Raw genomic sequence first — 17,348 nt, forward strand, 5'->3', positions numbered from 1 at the left:
GTCTTTCCAAGACCAGCCCGGCGGCAGTAGTGTCGCCGCCACTATTCAATGTACTATCAAGGTGCCAGCAATGACCGCGACGACGACCTCTCCTGAAATCAAAATCGAATTACACAAGTCTCCCGTCTCCGACGCCGACCGCATCCAGGCACTGGAGACACCCGGCTTCGGTAAGGTCTTCACGGATCATATGGTCCTGGCACGATGGACTGCCGACAAGGGCTGGCACGATGCGAAGGTTACGCCAAGGCGTCCTCTGGAGCTCGATCCTGCAAGCGCCGTGCTGCACTATGCTCAGGAAATTTTCGAAGGCATGAAAGCCTACAAGGCAGACGATGGCCGGATTCTGCTCTTTCGGCCCGAAGAGAACGCCCGCCGCTTCGCGCAGTCGGCGACCCGCATGGCTATGCCTCCTGTGCCCGAAGAACTCTTCCTGAAGGCGGTCGAAGAACTGGTCCGCGTTGACAAGGCCTGGATTCCATCCGGCGACGCCAGTCTCTACCTTCGCCCCTTCATGTTCGCCAACGAGGCGTTTCTCGGCGTTCGTCCGGCTCAGGAGTATGTCTTCTGCATCATCGCCTCTCCGGTCGGCGCCTACTTCAAAGGCGGAGCAAAGGCGGTCTCCCTATGGGTCGAGACCGAATACACCCGTGCTGCCGCCGGCGGCACCGGAGCGGCAAAATGCGGCGGAAACTACGCAGCCAGCCTCGTGGCGCAAGCCGAGGCGGCGAAGAAGGATTGCGATCAGGTCGTCTTCCTGGACGCAGCAGAGCATCGCTGGGTCGAGGAGCTCGGCGGCATGAACGTCTTCTTCGTCATGAATGACGGATCGGTGGTGACCCCGCCTCTTGGCGGCACGATCCTGCCGGGTATCACCCGGGCCTCGGTGATCGTGCTCGCTGGAGAAAAGGGCTTGCGCGTCGAGCAGCGTCCCTACTCCTTCGCGGAATGGCAGCAGGACGCAACCAGCGGCAAGCTGGTCGAAGCCTTCGCTTGCGGCACTGCCGCGGTTCTGGCGGGCATCGGCCTGGTTCGGCATGCCGGCGGCGAGTTTCTGGTCGGAGACGGACAGACCGGCAAGTTGACCAGCGAACTGCGCCAGCAGCTCGTCAGTCTGCAGAAAGGCGTAACCAACGATGAGCGCGGCTGGACGCGCCTTATCCCGGCCTGAACTCCGGACGCGTCGCGCCAACGGCGGCGTCAACACCGACATGGTGCGCGCCGCTCTCCGCCTCGCCCGCAACGCCGCCGGCTGGTGATCTATTACGCCCTCGTCGCGGCAACTCACAAACTCGCCACCGCCGATGCGATCATTTATGCGACCGCGGAGCGCCACGATGCCGACATCCTGACCTGCGATGCCCATTTTAAGGATCTCGAACGCGTGATCCATATCGATAAAAAAGACTGATCCGCATGTGACCCAAGCCCTCGACGGCGCGGCACAACGCTTCTATCACAAACTGGGAAATGATAATCTGGCATCTGGAATGGCTGAAAACCGGCATGTGCAGGCGGCACCGAATCCAATGGCGAAAATGACGATCTCGCTTCCGGATAATCTGGCGGACTACGTCGAAAACCGTGTCGCAAGCGGCAGATACAGCAGTGCCAGCGCATTCCTGGCGGAGCTTATTCTGAAGGATCAGCTCCATCATAAGCTTGACGACGAAGAACTGCGCAACATTCTGAGACAGGCTGAGGAAAGCGGCCCGAGCGAGCGACGCATTCCCGACATCCTGTCGGAAACGAAGGCAAAGCTGCGTGACAACCACCTATAGGCTGACCCGAACCGCGTACTCCGTGCTATCAGGCATCGACGAATATGCTTGCCTCAATTTCGGCGAGGCGCAGGCAGACGCCTATCTTCTCGACTGGGACAGGATTTTCGTGCTTCTTTCGCATGCTCCCTCCATGGGAGAAGAGTGCGACGAACTCGGCGCTGGCCTTCGCCGCCTCCTCCACATGCGCCACGTCGCCTTCTACAGGGTGACATCGGAAGGGATTGTCGTCATTGACATCATCGACGCCGACCGGCTTCCTGAAAGACATCTTCAATCCAATCGACGCCCGCGATCGGCCGAACAACATGCCTCTTGACTGCACCTCCGCCTTCTATGAGGAGAATGCCGAGACATACGCCAAGCGGGCGCGCAGCCTGCCGAAGCAGCAGCTTGATGCCTTCCTCGCCGGGCTTGCACCGGGTGCGGCAATCCTCGAACTCGGCTGCGGCGGCGGGCAGGACAGCGCCTACATGCTGGCGCAGGGTTTCGACGTGACGCCGACGGATGGCTCGACCGAGCTTGCAAGACAAGCGGAAGCGCTGATCGGCAGGCCGGTCAGGGTCATGCTGTTCCAGGAGCTCGACGCCGACAGCGCCTTCGACGGCGTCTGGGCGCATGCAAGCCTTCTCCACGTCCCACGGCCGGAATTACCTGATGTTTTCACCCGCATCCGTCGCGCGCTGAGGACCGGCGGCATCATTCACGCGAGCTTCAAGGCCGGGGACGCGGAAGGCCATGACGGCTTCGGGCGCTATTACAACTATCCGTCCGCCGAATGGCTGTCGGAGCTTTTGACGAAAGGCGGCTGGCGGAGCATCTCCATCAGCGAAAGCGACGGCGGCGGCTATGACGGCAAGCCAACCCGCTGGCTGACCGTCGACGCAGAACGGTGAAGGCCGGAGCTTTCGCCCCGGCCTTAAACTGCAACAGCACAAAAATCGCTTAGTTAACCGACTTGTCGACCAGCTTGTTCTTGCCGATCCAGGGCATCATGCCGCGCAGCTTGGCGCCGACTTCTTCGATCGGGTGGCTGTCGTTCAGGCGGCGGATGCCCTTGAAGCGCGAGCCGCCGGCACGGTATTCCTGCATCCAATCGGACGTGAACTTGCCGGTCTGGATGTCCTTGAGGACGCGCTTCATCTCGGCCTTCGTCTCGGCAGTGATGATGCGCGGACCGGAGACATATTCGCCCCACTCGGCCGTGTTGGAGATCGAGTAGTTCATGTTGGCGATGCCGCCTTCATAAATCAGGTCGACGATGAGCTTCACTTCGTGCAGGCATTCGAAATAGGCCATCTCAGGCGCGTAACCGGCTTCGGTGAGCGTTTCGAAACCGGCGCGGATGAGCTCGACGAGACCGCCGCAGAGAACGACCTGTTCGCCGAAGAGGTCGGTTTCGCACTCTTCGCGGAAGTTGGTTTCGATGATGCCCGAACGGCCGCCGCCGACGCCGCAGGCGTAGGAGAGAGCGAGTTCAAGCGCATTGCCGGAAGCGTTCTGGTGAACGGCAACGAGGCAGGGAACGCCGCCGCCCTTCTGGTATTCGCCGCGAACCGTGTGGCCCGGGCCCTTCGGTGCGATCATGACGACGTCGACCGAAGCCTTCGGCTCGATGAGGCCGAAGTGAACGTTGAGGCCGTGAGCGAAGGCGATGGCTGCGCCATCACGGATGTTGCCGGCGATGTCGGCCTTGTAGATGTCGGCCTGCAGTTCGTCCGGGGTCGCCATCATCATCAGGTCCGCCCAGGCGGCAGCTTCGGCAACCGTCATGACCTTGAAGCCATCGGCTTCGGCCTTCTTGACGGTCGGCGAACCGGCCTTGAGTGCGATGACGACGTTCTGGGCGCCGCTGTCCTTGAGGTTCAGTGCATGGGCACGGCCCTGCGAACCATAGCCGATGACGGCGACCTTCTTGGCCTTGATGAGGTTGAGATCGGCATCACGATCGTAATAGACGCGCATTTGAAGTTCCTTCCCTTTGCTTGTCTTGTTGACTGTCATTAAAGCGGAATCAGCCGAGAACCGGCATCTCCGCCAGAACCTTGTCCGTGCCATAAAGCCTGAGGAAGGCGGTGACCGCCCTCTCCGCCTGGCGTGCGGTATCCTTGAGGCCTGGTTCGCCGAGCAGCATGCGCACATGCAGGTCGGACACAACAAGGCCGTAAAGCGTGTGATAAGCCTCGTCGGCATCGACAAAACGCAGGAGCCCTGCTCTTTTCCCGGCATCGATCAGCGCCATGGCGCGCCGGTCGATCTGACGGCGGCCGCGCTCGAGCAGCAACTTGCCGAGTTTCGAGCCGTCGCGGTTCGACTGGCCGATCGCCAGCCGGTTGAGCGCCAGCGAGACGTCGCCGGCGAGCACCTCCAGCAAGTCACGCGCAAAAATGACGACATGGTCGTGCAGGCTCGCCGCCGTCAGCCGCTCGCCGTTGCGCTCGAAGGTGCGCACCTTGCTGGCCTGATAGGCGATCATCGCCGATAGCAGCCCGTCGCGATCGCCGAACCACTTGTAGAGGCTTTCCTTCGAGCAATTGGCGGCGCGCGCTACACCCGAGGTCGTCAGCGCTTTCTCGCCGCCATCGACGAGCAACTGCAGCGCCTGCTCCAGAACGGCGTTCTGGCGCGGCGAAAATTCGCTCGGCTCTGCGGTATCGACGGACACGGTCATGGCTCCCATATACGTACCGTACGGTACGGTTCGTGAGGTTTATGCGATAAACCGATCAGGTCGTCAAGAAGCCTGGATAGATTTTTTTAATACGTGAAACCGCGATGAAACACCAGAATTGGATAGGCGCGAATCCTCGGCGATCGCGTAATGTCGCGCTACACCATTTGCCCGGGGGCTCCGATGTCACGCCTGTCAGCAGCTCTTCTCCTGCTCGGAGCAATCCTCCTTGGCGGCTCAAGCGCTCTCGCGCAGTCCGACAGCGACGTCTATAACCGCATCGAAGAGCTACACGGCGACGCCGCGGGCTTCGACCTACCACTGCGCCAGCTTGTCAAGGCGATGCGCTCGGGCGAAGCCGAGACCATCGCCGGCCTTGCCGAATACCCGCTGACGGTCAAGGCCAATGGTGAGACCTACGACTTCGAGAACGCCGAGGATTTCATCGACAATTTCGATGATCTCGTCACGCCGGAGACGCGCCGCGCCGTCGGACGCCAGCAATACGAGGATCTCTTCGTCAACAGCGACGGCGTCATGCTGGCCGGCGGCGCCGTCTGGATGGGCGCGATCTGCGAGGACAACGCCTGCGAGGCGAGCCATTGGGCGATCATCGCGATCAACAACTGATATTGTCGAGGGGAAAAGGCAATGAGATACCGGATAGCCGCCGCGGTCATGATCGCAGCTCTTGTCGTCGCGGCCAATGCGCGGGCCGCCGAAACGCGCTGCGGCTGGATCGAGAATCCGACGCCGGCCAACTGGTGGCTGGAGGACGCGGAGAACACCTGGACGATCATGACCCAGGGCGACGATGCCGGCGAGGTCGAAGGTATGGAGCTGATCTCCGACATCTCCGAACATGATTATGTCAGAACCAACGGCAATTACGGTTATGCCTGCGCCTGCATGAGTGTGGAAACGGATGGCAAGAACCGCATCACCCGCATCCTCTCCTTCCGTCAGCTAAAGCTCGCCAAATGCCGTGCCGACAAGGCGCTGAAATTCCCCGGCTGACCAACCCATCGCCCGAATACCGGATGGCGGCCGCGATCACGATCCACTCGTCCAGAGGCAGCTGATCCGCGAAGAGCCGGAGCCTATGACGCCGTAGCGCAACCAGCGGGGATCGAGAGAGGCTCTGCCGGCATCGCCTTGTCGATCGCGTAAAGCTTGGCGAAACCAGCATCCTCGACCAGCGTCAGGCCCGCCGGCATCAAGGTGCCGACATAACGGTCGGGGATATCGGCATTGGCGACGAAGACGAAATCGAAACGCCTGCGCCAATCCAACAGATAAGGCGTAAAGTTCCTATATTCCTGCATCATTGCCGGGCATGAAAGCACGCCGATCGACAGCAGATTGCCCTCGGGAACCGCGATCTCAGACCATGGCGGCAGAACCGATAGCGGCTGCTTGCCTTTTGCCGTGAAGAGCGTCGGCACGAAAGCATGCGACAAGGGCACGGCGAGCGTCGGCAGGTGCCGGAAAGTATCCAACCCCCAGGCAAAATGCCGGTTGGAGTGGGCAAGACCGCTCACTGTCTCGGGTTCATGTCCCAGAGGCAGCACGGCTGCACCGGCCGGCACCTTTTTAAGCACGGTCTCGACGGCGGCAACATCCTTCTGTGCCAGCCACCAGTTCCAGCCGACCCAGCCGGTGCGACCGAAGACCGCGACATTGATGATGAGCGCCAGCAACAGCGCTTGCCGGCGCGTGAGATTGGCGAAGGGGCACACCATCGCCATGGCGACGAGCGCCGTCATGATCGGAAAGCGCCAACTGATCCATCCGGTGCCGAGCATGTGGCGAGGCGAAACACAGGAGAGCAACAGCAGGCCGCAGGCGGCGACGCCAAGCCCAGCATGCAGGCGAATATCGCCCGCGCGGACGGCACGCGTGCAGATGAGGATCAGCGGCAGCACCAGCACGACATCCACCACCGGGACATAAGTCGTGATGGCGGAGAGCAGATTAAGGACGATCAGGATGATACCTTCGTTCCAGGCAAGGCCGAGGCCGTTGCCGCCGGCGTTGGGCAAAGCCGCCGTATGGAGATAGAGCGCGAGCGGCGGCAGGACGCAGGCGCCGAGCGCCAGCGCCAACCGGCCGGCGAGCCTCATCAGACCCGCCTTCGATCGCACGATATCGATGCGCCAGGAAAATTCGAGACCGCAGACGATCGCCATATAGAAGCCAAGCGCGAAGAGATGCATCACCGTCAGCAACAGCGCGGCGGCGAGCCGCCAGGCAAAAACCACGGCGGGATTTCTGCGCTGCAGCCGCAGATCGATGCAGGCGAAGAACAAGGCCATGCCGAGGCCGATCTGGAAGTTGATGAAGCCGCCGATCATGGTGGCGCACCAGCCGAGCGACAGCATAGCGGTCTGCCAGTGGTGCCGGCCGCCGAAAAGCGCGCGGTGCAGGCCGATTGCCCCGAGCGGCGGCAGCACGATCGCCAGGAAAAGCAAGGCCCCTGCAAGCCTGTCTGCGCCGACAAGCGGCCCCATCCAGGTGGCCAGAACGTCGATCCCGACATTGGTGAAGGTGCGGTTCCAATCGACCGCATAGATCTCAGGAAACGGCGGCTCGCCGATCCCGCCCGAAAGGAGCCAGATACGGGCGTAGTGATTGGCGTAATCGAGAACCGGCGGAAAGGGAAACAGGAGAACCAAAGCCGCGGCAAGTCCGACGAATGCGACGATCGCAACGGTGGAGTCCTGTCTGGCGATCAATTCCCCGGGCCCGGCTGCGGCCACAGCAGGCGCGGCAATCCGGTCCATTATCCGATCCGGCTGTTCTTTTGCGAGCGCGGCGGCTCCTCGGATGCAAAGGCCGCATCCAGCGCGGCGCGTTTGTCGCTGGCGCTCATTTCCGAGAAAGCGATCGACAATTGTGCCTGTTCACCGCCGCGCACGATCGTCTCGACCATGAACATCGGCCGCTTCTTGCTCTCCTGTACCAGACGGCCGAGATACTCGCCGATGATGCCGATGCAGATCAGCTGGATAGCGCTGAAGGCGCTGACCGCGGCCATGATCGACGACCAGCCGGTCACCGTCTCGCCCTGCAGCCAGCGAATGAAGGTGTAGACGAGCAATGCGATCGCGACGCCGGCGCTCATCATGCCAAGCCAAGTGCTGATGCGCAGCGGTGTCGTTGAAAAGCTGGTGATCGCATCGAGAGCGAAATTGATCATCTTGCGCAAAGGATATTTCGTCGTGCCGGCAAAACGGGCGTCACGCTCGTAGGGGAGCGCCACCTGCCTGCCGCCGATCCAGCTGACCATGCCGCGGATGAAGCGATCGCGCTCCGGCATCGCCAGCAGGATATCGACGACACGCCGGCGCATCAGCCGGAAATCACCGGTATCGCGCGGGATGGTCACGGAAGCGAGCTTGGACAAAGCGCGATAGAAGAGCGAAGCGGAGGCCAGCTTGAACCAGCTTTCGCCCTGGCGGCGCGTGCGCTGACCGTAAACGACGTCGGCGCCGCGCTCCATGATCGGCATCATCATCAAAAGCAGCTCGGGCGGATCCTGAAGATCGGCATCGATCAAAAGCACGCGCTCGCCCCGCGACGCGGAAAGCCCTGCCGTCGATGCCAGCTGGTGACCGTGATTGCGCAAAAGACGAACACCGAGCACCTGCGGCACATTTGCCGCCAGATCCGAAATGATCTCCCAGGTGCGATCGGACGAGCCGTCATCGACGAGAATGAGCTCGAAGGCATCACCGGCAACGCTATGAGCAGCGGCGGCGGCGCGGCGGCAGAACTCGCGCAGCCCTTCTTCCTCGTTGTGACAAGGCGCGACGATGGAAAGAAATGGGACTTGCGCCATGCTGACGTCGGTGCCTGCTTGATGTTTTGGCGCCAGACTAGCGACGAAACGTCAAACATCCTTTAACGATTGGCTACCGGTCGCAAGGCCGACTATTCCGCCGCCATGACCTCGCGGGCGCCGTCAATATCGCGGGCCGGCGAGGCGCCGTAGAGGCGGCTGTATTCACGGCTGAACTGCGACGGGCTTTGATAGCCGACGCGGTGGCCGGCCGTGCCCGCATCGAGGCGCTCCACGAGCATCAGCCGGCGTGCCTCGTGCAGGCGAAGCTGCTTTTGATACTGCACCGGCGTCATCGCCGTGACCGATTTAAAGTGATGATGGAAGGACGACACGCTCATGCTGACGCGGTCGGCAAGGTCTTCGATGCGCAGTGGCCGCGCGAAATTCTCCTTCAGCCATGCGACGGCGCGCGCGACCCTATTGCTGTGGCTGTCTGCAGTGGCGATGTTGATCAGCCGCGCGCCATCCGGCCCGGTCAGCACCCGGTAGAGGATTTCCTGCTCGATCAGCGGCGCCATGGCAGGAATGTCGCCTGGACGATCGAGCAAGCGCAGCAGGCGGACGGCAGCATCCAGGAGCTCCGGCGGAGCGACGTTCACCGCCATCCCGCGCTGCCCGTCGGTATGGGCGGCCGGGCTCGGAATATCGATGCGGCTGAGCAACTCCAGCAGCTTTTCCGAGTCGATTGCCAGCCCCAGGCAGAGATGCGGAACCTCCGGGCTTGCCTCCGTGACGCGCCAGGCGACCGGCAGGTCGAGCGAGGTCAGCAGATAGTCCCCAGTCCCATAGCTGATAAGCTCCGTGCCGAGGCGCAAGCTCTTGGCGCCCTGCAGTACAAAGGCAAAACAGGGCCGGTAGCTGCTATGTAAGGGATCGCTGGGCTTGGACCGACGGCTGATGTGAAGATTGCCGATATCAGTCGCAAACTCACCGTCACCAGCCGCGAAGCGCATCGCGATATCGACGATTTCCTGATAGGGGCTGAAGGGCAAAGTCATGCGGCAACTCTTTCTGTCAACTGTCTGACGCCGGCGATACCGCTCTTATCTAGAGTGCCCTGGCCATTTCGCAAACAGGCCGGCGCCTCACTTTTGCAGGATCGTGCAAAAAGCTGAGAGGATCGCTCTAACCCTCTGACGCAGTTCCGGGCAATAGTCCACCATCTCTTTCAACCCCCACCACAATCGAAAAGGATGGTTCCCATGCCTATTGCAAGAGGCTACGCCGCGACCGACGCTTCCAAGCCCCTGACCCCCTTCACCTTCGAACGCCGCAACCCGAACCCCGATGACGTCGTTATCGACATCAAATTTGCCGGCATCTGCCATTCGGACATCCACACTGTCCGCAACGAATGGAAGAACGCCGTCTATCCGATCGTGCCGGGCCATGAGATCGCCGGCATCGTCTCGGCTGTCGGTTCCGATGTGACCAAATTCAAGGTCGGCGATCGCGTCGGCGTCGGCTGCTTCGTCGATTCCTGCATCGGCTGCGCCGAGCGCGACCTCGATCGCGAACAGTATATGCCGGGGCTCGCCGGCACCTACAACGACTTCGAAGCCGACCGCAAGACACGGACCCAGGGCGGCTATTCCGACTCGATCGTCGTTAGGGAAGGCTATGTCATGTCCATTCCGGACAATCTGCCGCTCGATGCCTCCGCGCCGCTGCTCTGCGCCGGCATCACGCTCTACTCGCCGCTGCGCCACTGGAATGCCGGTCCCGGCAAGAAGGTCGCGATCGTCGGCATGGGCGGCCTCGGCCACATGGGCGTCAAGCTCGGCGCCGCCATGGGTGCCGATATCACCGTTCTCTCCCAGAGCCTTTCCAAGAAGGAAGATGGGCTGAAGCTCGGCGCCAAGGAATATTACGCCACCAACGACCCGGAAACCTTCACGAAGCTCGCCGGCACTTTCGACCTGATCATCTGCACCGTCAGCGCCGAGATCGACTGGAATGCCTATCTCGGCCTCCTGAAGGTGGATGGTTCCTTCGTGGTGGTCGGCGCGCCGGAAAACCCGATCCCCGTGCATGCGTTCTCGATCATCCCCGGCCGCAAGAGCATATCAGGCTCGATGATCGGCTCGATCAAGGAAACCCAGGAAATGCTCGACTTCTGCGGCGAGCACAACATCGTCTCCGAGATCGAGAAGATCAACATCCAGCAGGTCAACGAAGCCTATGAACGCGTCCTGAAAAGCGACGTCCGCTACCGCTTCGTCATCGACATCGCCTCGCTGGCGGCTTGAGAAAACGAGAGGCGGCTCCTTAGGGGGCCGCCTTTCTGAATACGGCATCCTCCATCCGTCCTCATGCTGAGGCTCTCGTGGACTGCAGCCGCAGCAGATATTCGACTGGTTTGAACGGATCGGGGCCTGAACGCCGGCGAACGCGCGGCGGGCCAGCCATCGGGGCGTAGTGATCGTAGCCGGTTTCCATCGTCCCCGCCCCGCTTGTCAGGCCCGGCAATTGCTGCTGGACGCTCTGGATCATCGCGGACGCCATCGTGCCTTCCAGCCGGGCCGTGCCGTCGGCGATCACGGAATCCGTCATCGTCGCGGCAGATTTCGCAAGCAGGGTCAGCAAGCCGTTCAAGCTCTCCCCCGGCGCTTCGAGATAAAAGCGATCGATCGGCTCGCACAGGACGGTTTGCGCGGCGGACAGTGCATCTGCCAGCACCCAAGGTGTCAGTTGCCGGAAATCGGCGGCGGTGCTTGCGGGCGAGCTGTGCCGGGCCGCCGTCATCGCTACGTGGCAATCGATGACCTGCCAGCCGAAAACGCCCTGCTTCAGCGTTTCGAACACGGTTTCTTCGACCGCCCTATAAAAGCTGGCCGGCATCTGGCCGACGTCCACTTCAAGCGCGAAGCTGTTGCCCGCTCCTTCCGGACGCGGCTCGACGCGCAAACCGACGGTGGCGAGAAACGGATTGGGCTCCTTGAAGAGGATCTGCAGGCCTTCCCCAGTTCCCACAAGCCTTTCCACTAAGATGACCGTGCTTTCGTCGAACCCAGCCTCGAGGCCGAAATCCGTCAGCAGGGTCGATTGGACGACCTCCTTCTGCACCTCGCCATAGAGCGATACGAAGATGTCGTCGGCATCATCGTTCCGGCGCAGATTGATCAACGGGTCCTGCTCCGCCATCCGGTTCAGCGCCAGCCAGAGGGCAGCCTTGTCGGAGGGCCGCCGGGCAAGGACGCGGGTTTCGAGGCTGGGCGGGGCAAACTGCGGCCGCCCAGCCGCGAGCAGGTCGCCGCCCACCACATCCCCGATGTGTGCGCCGGCAAGGCCGCTTACGCGCGCGATCTGCCCGGCGCGGAAGCTTGCGGCGCCATGAACCCGGCCGGCCTCGAAAACCTCGATCGCGGTCACTCTTTCCGGGCCTTTGGGCAAATCCAGATGTTGCCGCAGCCGGACCGTGCCTGACGTCAGATAGATATAGGTCAGCTTTTCACCGCCCCAGCCGCGTTCGATCTTGAAGATGTTTCCGGCAATCGGCCCGTCCGGATCGAGGCGTCGGCCGGGCAATATCGTCGCGATGGCCGATGTCAGGGCCGGCACGCCGACGCCGGTCGTTGCCGCACCTGCGAAGACCGGATGCACCAGACCACTCGCGACCTGATCGGTCAGGCAGCGTCCAAGCCTGTCCGCCATCAGGCGATCGGGCGCCAAGACGTAGTCGTCCAGCAGCGCCTCGTCATTCTCCGCGAGTACTTCGCAGAGCGGCGTGAAAAGCGGTTCGCATCCGGGAGCCAACGCCTCCACCCGAGCAAGCCTGCTGCCGGCATCGACGACGGAAGACATGGCGATGGGGCGAACGAGCAATTGGCTGGCAAGAGCGTTCAGCACGTCCTCATATTGCGCGCCGAGACGATCGACCTTGTTGACGAAGAAGACGAAGGGAACGCCAAGCCGCCGCAGCGCCCGCACCAGCACCCGTGTCTGGGCTTGCACGCCTTCGACCGCCGAAATGACGACGATTGCGGCATCCAGCAATCCGAGCACCCGCTCGACCTCGGCGATGAAATCCGGGTGACCGGGCGTGTCGATGAGATTGACGGTCCTGTCGCCGATCGCGAACGACACCACCGCGGCCCTGATCGTGATGCCGCGTTGCCGTTCGAGCTCGAGAGTGTCCGTCTGTGTATTACCGGTATCGACGCTGCCGAGCTTGTCGATGACGCCGGCGTCAAAAAGCAGTCTTTCGGTAAGGCTAGTCTTGCCTGCGTCCACATGGGCGAGAATGCCCAGATTCAAAGTGCGCATGAACCACCAACTTCTCAGAATTTCGAATGTGATTTTCGTGAGAAGTGAATCGGCGCATTGGAACCTCTACTCGCTGTAGCTACGGCTGGATGCGTAACCCCCGGTGGTATCCGGAAGACACGGCGCAAACCCTAAGGGCGGATCCGAAGATATGTCAAGCTTGGCTACATCACTGCTTCGAGGCTTGGCCTCTGGAGGACGGGAGAAGAGTTACCCCTCCTCCCGCATCGTCTCCCGCTGGGTGATCAACCGGGCGCTGTGCTGGCCGCTCAGATAGATCCAAAGCCAGCTCCAGGCGACGGAGAAGCGCGAGCGGGTGCCGATCAGGAAGTAGATATGGGCAAGTCCCCAGATCCACCAGGCGAGCCAGCCCTTCAGCTTGATCCGGCCGAAATCGATGATCGCAGCACTCTTGCCGATCGTCGCCAGGCTGCCCTGATGCCAGTAACGGAAAGGCGCCGGGGCCGGTTTGCCCAATATGCGGGCGCGGATGACCTTGGCGACGTAACCGCCCTGCTGCTTGGCGGCGGGCGCAATGCCCGGCACCGGCTTGCCGTCCTCGCGCATGACGGAGGCGGTATCGCCCACGACGAAGACCTCGGGCAGACCGGGCGCGCTCAGATCCTTCTCGACCACGACGCGCCCTGCCCGGTCCGCCGGCACGCCGAGCCATTGCGCAGCCGGCGAGGCGGTGACCCCGGCTGCCCAGACAATCGTCCGGCTGGCAACGAAGGTCTCGCCGATCTTCACGCCGTCGGCGTTGCACTCGGTCACCGGCTTGCCGAGATGGATTTCGACCCCCAGTTTCTCCAGCGCCTTCCGCGCATAGGCCGAAAGCTCCTCGGCGAAGGTCGGCAGCACCCGCGGGCCTGCTTCGACCAGAACGACGCGGGTCTTGCGCGTGTCGATGTTTCGGAATTCCTTGGGCAGCGTGAAATGCGCGAGCTCGGCAATGATGCCGGCCAACTCGACACCGGTCGGCCCCGCCCCGACGATGGTGAAGGTCAACAGCGCATCACGTACGGCAGGGTCGGCCTCCATCTCCGCCTTCTCGAAGGCAAGCAGCACGCGCCGGCGGATCGTCGTCGCATCCTCAAGCGTCTTCAGGCCGGGCGCCACCGGCTCCCATTCGTCATGGCCGAAATAGGCATGCGTCGCCCCGGTCGCCAGCACCAGCGTATCGTAACCAAGAGTCATGCCGTTGCGTAAGGAAACCGTCTTGGCACCGCTGTCGACGCCCGTGACCTCGCCGAGCAGCACCGTCACGTCAGGCCGGTCGGCATAGAGGCGGCGGATCGGCCAGGCGATCTCGGAGGTGGAAAGAATGGTGGTCGCCACCTGATAGAGCAGCGGCTGGAAGAGATGATGATTGCGCCGGTCGACCAGCGTGATCTTGACGCCAGCACCCTTCAACCCGTTGACGAGTTGCAGCCCGCCGAAACCGCCGCCGACAACGACGACATGATGATCGCTCATGACCTACCCCTTTGCGCCATTTCGCTCAAAGCCAATGTGGCCTTCGCCGCGATGGTTGCAACTGCCGTTTCGGCATAGCTCCCCTGCATCCCGGTCGGTGGAGCTGGCTCAATCGGCATACCCAACGGGAATTGCCGTGCCGCCTTTCAGAAGTTCCATCGAGATCGAGGCCGAGACGTCGAAGAGTTCGATCTTGCGCACGATCTGCTTGTAGATCACATCGTAATGCTCGACGCGCGGCAGCACGATCTTCAGGATATAATCGTGGTTGCCGGTCAGCCGGTGCGCTTCGACGATCTCCGGAATGTCGCTGATGATCCGGCGGAAGGTCTCCGTCCATTCGTCGGAATGGTGCGCCGTCTTGACCAGCGCGAAGACAGTTGTCGGCACGCCCATTTTTTCCCGGTCGAGCACGACGATGCGCCGGGCGATATGGCCGCTCTCCTCAAGCCGCTGGATACGCCGCGAGCAGGCCGATATCGAAAGTGCCACGCGCTCGGCAAGATCGGTCACGGATATGCCCGCATCCTTTTGCAGCATGTCCAGAATGCGTCTGTCGCGATCATCAAGCATGTGTCGAACATATACCTCTCGCGTCTTTTTTGCAGGATTTCATAAAATGACGCAAAATCTTATCACATATATGACGCGAGGGACAAACAAAGCAAACACGTCGCGTCGGGATTGCTGCATCATTTTCGAAAGTTCAGAAGCATGGAGAGCATGAAGAGATGGAAACGATCGGCCTTATCGGCGGCATGAGTTTCGAAAGTTCGGCGGTCTATTACCGTGTCGTCAACGAGATGGTGCGTGACCGCAAGGGTGGCCTCGCCTCGGCCGAACTCATCCTGCATTCTGTCAATTTCGAGGAGATCGTCGCGCTTCAGAAGGCCGGCGACTGGGATATGGCCGCCCGTCGCCTCGCCGACGTGGCTCTGCGCCTGCAGATCGCCGGCGCCGGCTGCATCCTGATCTGCACGAACACCATGCATCTGATCGCCGACAAGGTCGCGGAGAAGATCTCCGTACCGCTGATCCACATCATCGACGAGACGGCGAAATCGCTGCATGCGGCCGGCCGCAAGCGCCCGCTGCTGCTTGCTACCCGCTACACGATGGAGCACGGATTCTACAGCGACCGCATGAAGAGCCTTGGTTTTGATATCATGGTGCCTGATGCGAGCGACCGCACGACGGTGCACGATATCATCTTCAACGAACTCTGCGCCGGTAAGGTGCTCGACAGTTCGCGTCAAAAACTGTTCGATGTCATCGCTCGCGCCGTCGACAACGGCGCCGACAGCATCATCCTCGGCTGCACCGAAATCTGCCTGATCCTCGATCCCGACCATTTACCGCTGCCGGGCTTCGACACCACAGCGATCCATGCGCGGGCGGCGGTCGATTTTGCGCTTGGAATGGACGAGGCAGCAGAAGAAGAAGCCGCCTGATATTGCCGCGTTAGTTGACTCAGTCCACTAAATACAGGACAAGATCTCCATCTGGAGATCTTGTCCGGACTGCTGACAAAGTCGGCCAACTCCTCTTTCGTCATGCTCGGGCTTGTCCCGAGCATCTGCAACCAGTGCAGCAGATCCTCGGCACAAGGCCGAGGATGACGCCGAGTGAAGAGGACGGTTCGTCAGCAGTCTGACCAGAATCTCCATTTGGAGATCATCATGTCTAACCTATCGCTCATCGAAACCGCCCGCGATTTCAACCGCTTCTATACGAACTTCCTCGGCCTGCTGAACAAGGCCTATCTCGACACGCCCTTCACGCTGACCGATGCCCGCATCCTCTTCGAGGTCGGCTCGCATGATGGCGTCAGCGCCGCCGCCCTTGTCCGCGACCTGCAGCTCGACCCGGCCTATCTCAGCCGCATCCTCAAGCGTTTCCGCGCCGAGGGGTTGATCGAGACCAGCCCCGATCCGGCCGATCTTCGCAGCCAGGTCATCATTGTCACTGACCAGGGACGCGAGACATTCGAGGAACTCGGCCGGCGCTCCAATGCGCAGATCGCCGCCCGTTTCGACCGCCTAGCGAGCGGCGAGCCGGAGGCGGCCGTCTCCGCCATGTGCACGATCCGCGCCCTGCTCGACCCGGCGGCAAAACCTGCGCCGGCAATCATCCGCGCTCACCGGGCCGGCGATATAGGCTGGATCGTCCAGAGCCAGGGCCGCTTCTATGCCGAGGAATATGGCTGGGATCTTCGCTTCGAGGCGCTGGTCGCCGACGTCGCCGGCAAATTCCTCGCCAATTTCGATCCGGCCAAGGAATATTGCTGGATCGCCGAACGCGGCGGCGTCAATGTCGGCTCGGTGCTGATCACCAATAGCGGCGACGGCGTCGCCAAGCTACGCCTGCTCTATGTCGACAAATCAGCCCGCGGCCTCGGGCTCGGCAAACTGCTGGTCGACGAATGCATCCGCTTCTCCTGGCAGAAAGGCTACCGCGAACTATCGCTCTGGACCAACGACATGCTGGAGACCGCCCGCGCCATCTACGTCAAAACAGGATTCCGCCTTGTCTCCGAGGAGAGACATCGCATGTTCGGCCCCGAGGCGAACGGCCAGAACTGGATGCTCGATCTCTGAATTTGCTGCGTCGCAGAAATTTCACTTGATTTGGAAACGGTCATTCCCTAATTAGGGCGCCATGACCGACGCCATCCTCACATCCGAAGCAAAGACCCGTAGCCGTGGCCGTCCGCGCGAGTTCGATATGGACGCAGCACTCGATGCGGCGCTCCGCGTCTTTTCCGAACGCGGCTACCATGCCACCGCCATCAGCGAATTGACCGAAGCAATGGGCCTTGCTTCGGGGAGCATCTACAAGGCATTCAAGGATAAGCGCGGCATCTTCCTCGCTGCTTTCGCCCATTATCGAAAACTCGGCCGACGACGCCTGGAAGCGATGATCGCGTCTGCGAAGACCGGTCGCGAGAAGGTCTTTCAGATGGTGATGTATTATACCGAGCTTTCCTATGGCGAAGCCGGCCGCAAAGGCTGTCTCGTCGTTGGTGGCGCCAACGACTTCGCCCTGCTTGACGAGGAAGCCGCTGCCCACGTCGTGACCGCCTTTGCCGCGGACGAAAAGCTGATGGCCGATCTCATCCGCATCGGTCAGGCAGACGGCACTATTCCGAAGACGGTAGACCCGGATGCCGCCGCCCTCGCCTTCCTCTGCTTTACCAAGGGCCTACGCGTCATCGGCAAAACAGGACGCAGCAGGGAAGAGATGCTGTCCGCGGCCGAGGCCGCGATGAAGCTCGTGACCTGAAAAGTCCGCACCGTGGACGAGAGAAATA

18 protein-coding genes and 1 pseudogene are annotated in these 17,348 nt (G+C 61.6%); 11 read left to right on the forward strand and 8 right to left on the reverse strand.

Going from position 1 to position 17,348, the window contains the following annotated elements:
• Nucleotides 1–70: 70 nt before the first annotated feature.
• The 5 genes and pseudogenes from RL_RS16495 (at nucleotide 71) to RL_RS16510 (ending at nucleotide 2,677) form a co-directional block, all read left to right on the forward strand.
• Nucleotides 71–1,171, forward strand: a complete 1,101-nt coding sequence (locus RL_RS16495) for a branched-chain amino acid aminotransferase (RefSeq protein ID WP_012758181.1) — start codon at nucleotides 71–73, stop codon at nucleotides 1,169–1,171.
• Between the two features lie 90 nt (nucleotides 1,172–1,261).
• Nucleotides 1,262–1,411, forward strand: a pseudogene (locus RL_RS16500) (PIN domain-containing protein); the annotation flags it as partial.
• A gap of 118 nt (nucleotides 1,412–1,529) precedes the next feature.
• Entirely contained in the window at nucleotides 1,530–1,781 is a 252-nt protein-coding gene (locus RL_RS16505; RefSeq protein ID WP_003541208.1) for a ribbon-helix-helix domain-containing protein, read from the forward strand.
• On the forward strand, nucleotides 1,765–2,100 hold the full coding sequence (locus RL_RS37625; RefSeq protein WP_011652706.1) for a type II toxin-antitoxin system RelE/ParE family toxin: 336 nt from the start codon (nucleotides 1,765–1,767) through the stop codon (nucleotides 2,098–2,100). Before RL_RS16505 ends, RL_RS37625 begins: the two co-directional genes overlap by 17 nt.
• Nucleotides 2,090–2,677: a class I SAM-dependent methyltransferase gene (locus tag RL_RS16510; protein ID WP_011652707.1), complete on the forward strand. Its 588-nt coding sequence runs from the start codon at nucleotides 2,090–2,092 to the stop codon at nucleotides 2,675–2,677. Before RL_RS37625 ends, RL_RS16510 begins: the two co-directional genes overlap by 11 nt.
• Nucleotides 2,678–2,726: 49 nt before the next feature.
• Here RL_RS16510 and ilvC read toward each other — a convergent pair whose 3' ends face one another.
• Both ilvC and RL_RS16520 read right to left on the reverse strand, forming a co-directional pair.
• On the reverse strand, nucleotides 2,727–3,746 hold the full coding sequence (gene ilvC / locus RL_RS16515) for a ketol-acid reductoisomerase (protein WP_003560822.1): 1,020 nt from the start codon (nucleotides 3,744–3,746) through the stop codon (nucleotides 2,727–2,729).
• 49 nt (nucleotides 3,747–3,795) lie between these two features.
• Nucleotides 3,796–4,461 (reverse strand): TetR/AcrR family transcriptional regulator, encoded by a 666-nt coding sequence (locus RL_RS16520; protein WP_011652708.1) that lies wholly within the window; start codon nucleotides 4,459–4,461, stop codon nucleotides 3,796–3,798.
• Nucleotides 4,462–4,602: 141 nt separating this feature from the next.
• On the opposite strand from RL_RS16520, the gene RL_RS16525 reads away from it, so the two are divergent.
• Complete coding sequence (locus RL_RS16525; protein WP_011652709.1) at nucleotides 4,603–5,082, forward strand: hypothetical protein; 480 nt, start codon at nucleotides 4,603–4,605, stop codon at nucleotides 5,080–5,082.
• 21 nt (nucleotides 5,083–5,103) lie between these two features.
• Nucleotides 5,104–5,469 carry a DUF4087 domain-containing protein gene (locus RL_RS16530; protein WP_011652710.1) on the forward strand — a complete coding sequence of 122 codons (366 nt, stop codon included), beginning with the start codon at nucleotides 5,104–5,106 and terminating at the stop codon, nucleotides 5,467–5,469.
• 83 nt (nucleotides 5,470–5,552) lie between these two features.
• On the opposite strand, the gene RL_RS16535 is transcribed toward RL_RS16530, so the two are convergent.
• From RL_RS16535 to RL_RS16545, 3 genes are all read right to left on the reverse strand, one after another.
• Nucleotides 5,553–7,235, reverse strand: a complete 1,683-nt coding sequence (locus RL_RS16535) for a hypothetical protein (RefSeq protein ID WP_011652711.1) — start codon at nucleotides 7,233–7,235, stop codon at nucleotides 5,553–5,555.
• Complete coding sequence (locus tag RL_RS16540; RefSeq protein WP_011652712.1) at nucleotides 7,235–8,293, reverse strand: glycosyltransferase family 2 protein; 1,059 nt, start codon at nucleotides 8,291–8,293, stop codon at nucleotides 7,235–7,237. The genes RL_RS16535 and RL_RS16540 overlap by 1 nt, the downstream gene beginning before the upstream one ends.
• A gap of 92 nt (nucleotides 8,294–8,385) precedes the next feature.
• Nucleotides 8,386–9,294, reverse strand: coding sequence for an AraC family transcriptional regulator (locus RL_RS16545; protein WP_003541220.1), 909 nt, complete (start codon nucleotides 9,292–9,294; stop codon nucleotides 8,386–8,388).
• A 204-nt stretch (nucleotides 9,295–9,498) separates the two neighbouring features.
• Here RL_RS16545 and RL_RS16550 point away from each other — a divergent pair, with 204 nt between their 5' ends.
• Nucleotides 9,499–10,545, forward strand: a complete 1,047-nt coding sequence (locus RL_RS16550; protein ID WP_011652713.1) for an NAD(P)-dependent alcohol dehydrogenase — start codon at nucleotides 9,499–9,501, stop codon at nucleotides 10,543–10,545.
• A gap of 61 nt (nucleotides 10,546–10,606) precedes the next feature.
• Here the strand turns inward: RL_RS16550 and RL_RS16555 are convergent, their stop codons facing one another.
• From RL_RS16555 to RL_RS16565, 3 genes are all read right to left on the reverse strand, one after another.
• Nucleotides 10,607–12,562, reverse strand: a complete 1,956-nt coding sequence (locus RL_RS16555; protein WP_011652714.1) for an elongation factor G — start codon at nucleotides 12,560–12,562, stop codon at nucleotides 10,607–10,609.
• A 210-nt stretch (nucleotides 12,563–12,772) separates the two neighbouring features.
• Nucleotides 12,773–14,038 carry an NAD(P)/FAD-dependent oxidoreductase gene (locus tag RL_RS16560; protein WP_011652715.1) on the reverse strand — a complete coding sequence of 422 codons (1,266 nt, stop codon included), beginning with the start codon at nucleotides 14,036–14,038 and terminating at the stop codon, nucleotides 12,773–12,775.
• Nucleotides 14,039–14,146: 108 nt separating this feature from the next.
• The gene (locus RL_RS16565) at nucleotides 14,147–14,611 is read right to left on the reverse strand and encodes an Lrp/AsnC family transcriptional regulator (RefSeq protein WP_003541227.1); all 465 of its coding nucleotides are present in this window, start codon (nucleotides 14,609–14,611) and stop codon (nucleotides 14,147–14,149) included.
• A gap of 158 nt (nucleotides 14,612–14,769) precedes the next feature.
• Here RL_RS16565 and RL_RS16570 point away from each other — a divergent pair, with 158 nt between their 5' ends.
• The 3 genes from RL_RS16570 (at nucleotide 14,770) to RL_RS16580 (ending at nucleotide 17,320) form a co-directional block, all read left to right on the forward strand.
• Nucleotides 14,770–15,489 (forward strand): aspartate/glutamate racemase family protein, encoded by a 720-nt coding sequence (locus RL_RS16570; protein WP_011652716.1) that lies wholly within the window; start codon nucleotides 14,770–14,772, stop codon nucleotides 15,487–15,489.
• Nucleotides 15,490–15,717: 228 nt separating this feature from the next.
• Nucleotides 15,718–16,635 (forward strand): bifunctional helix-turn-helix transcriptional regulator/GNAT family N-acetyltransferase, encoded by a 918-nt coding sequence (locus tag RL_RS16575; RefSeq protein WP_041936392.1) that lies wholly within the window; start codon nucleotides 15,718–15,720, stop codon nucleotides 16,633–16,635.
• A 61-nt stretch (nucleotides 16,636–16,696) separates the two neighbouring features.
• Entirely contained in the window at nucleotides 16,697–17,320 is a 624-nt protein-coding gene (locus RL_RS16580) for a TetR/AcrR family transcriptional regulator (RefSeq protein ID WP_011652718.1), read from the forward strand.
• Nucleotides 17,321–17,348 lie beyond the last annotated feature (28 nt).

Source organism: Rhizobium johnstonii 3841 (genome assembly GCF_000009265.1).
In the GTDB taxonomy this organism is placed as follows: Bacteria; Pseudomonadota; Alphaproteobacteria; order Rhizobiales; family Rhizobiaceae; genus Rhizobium; species Rhizobium acaciae.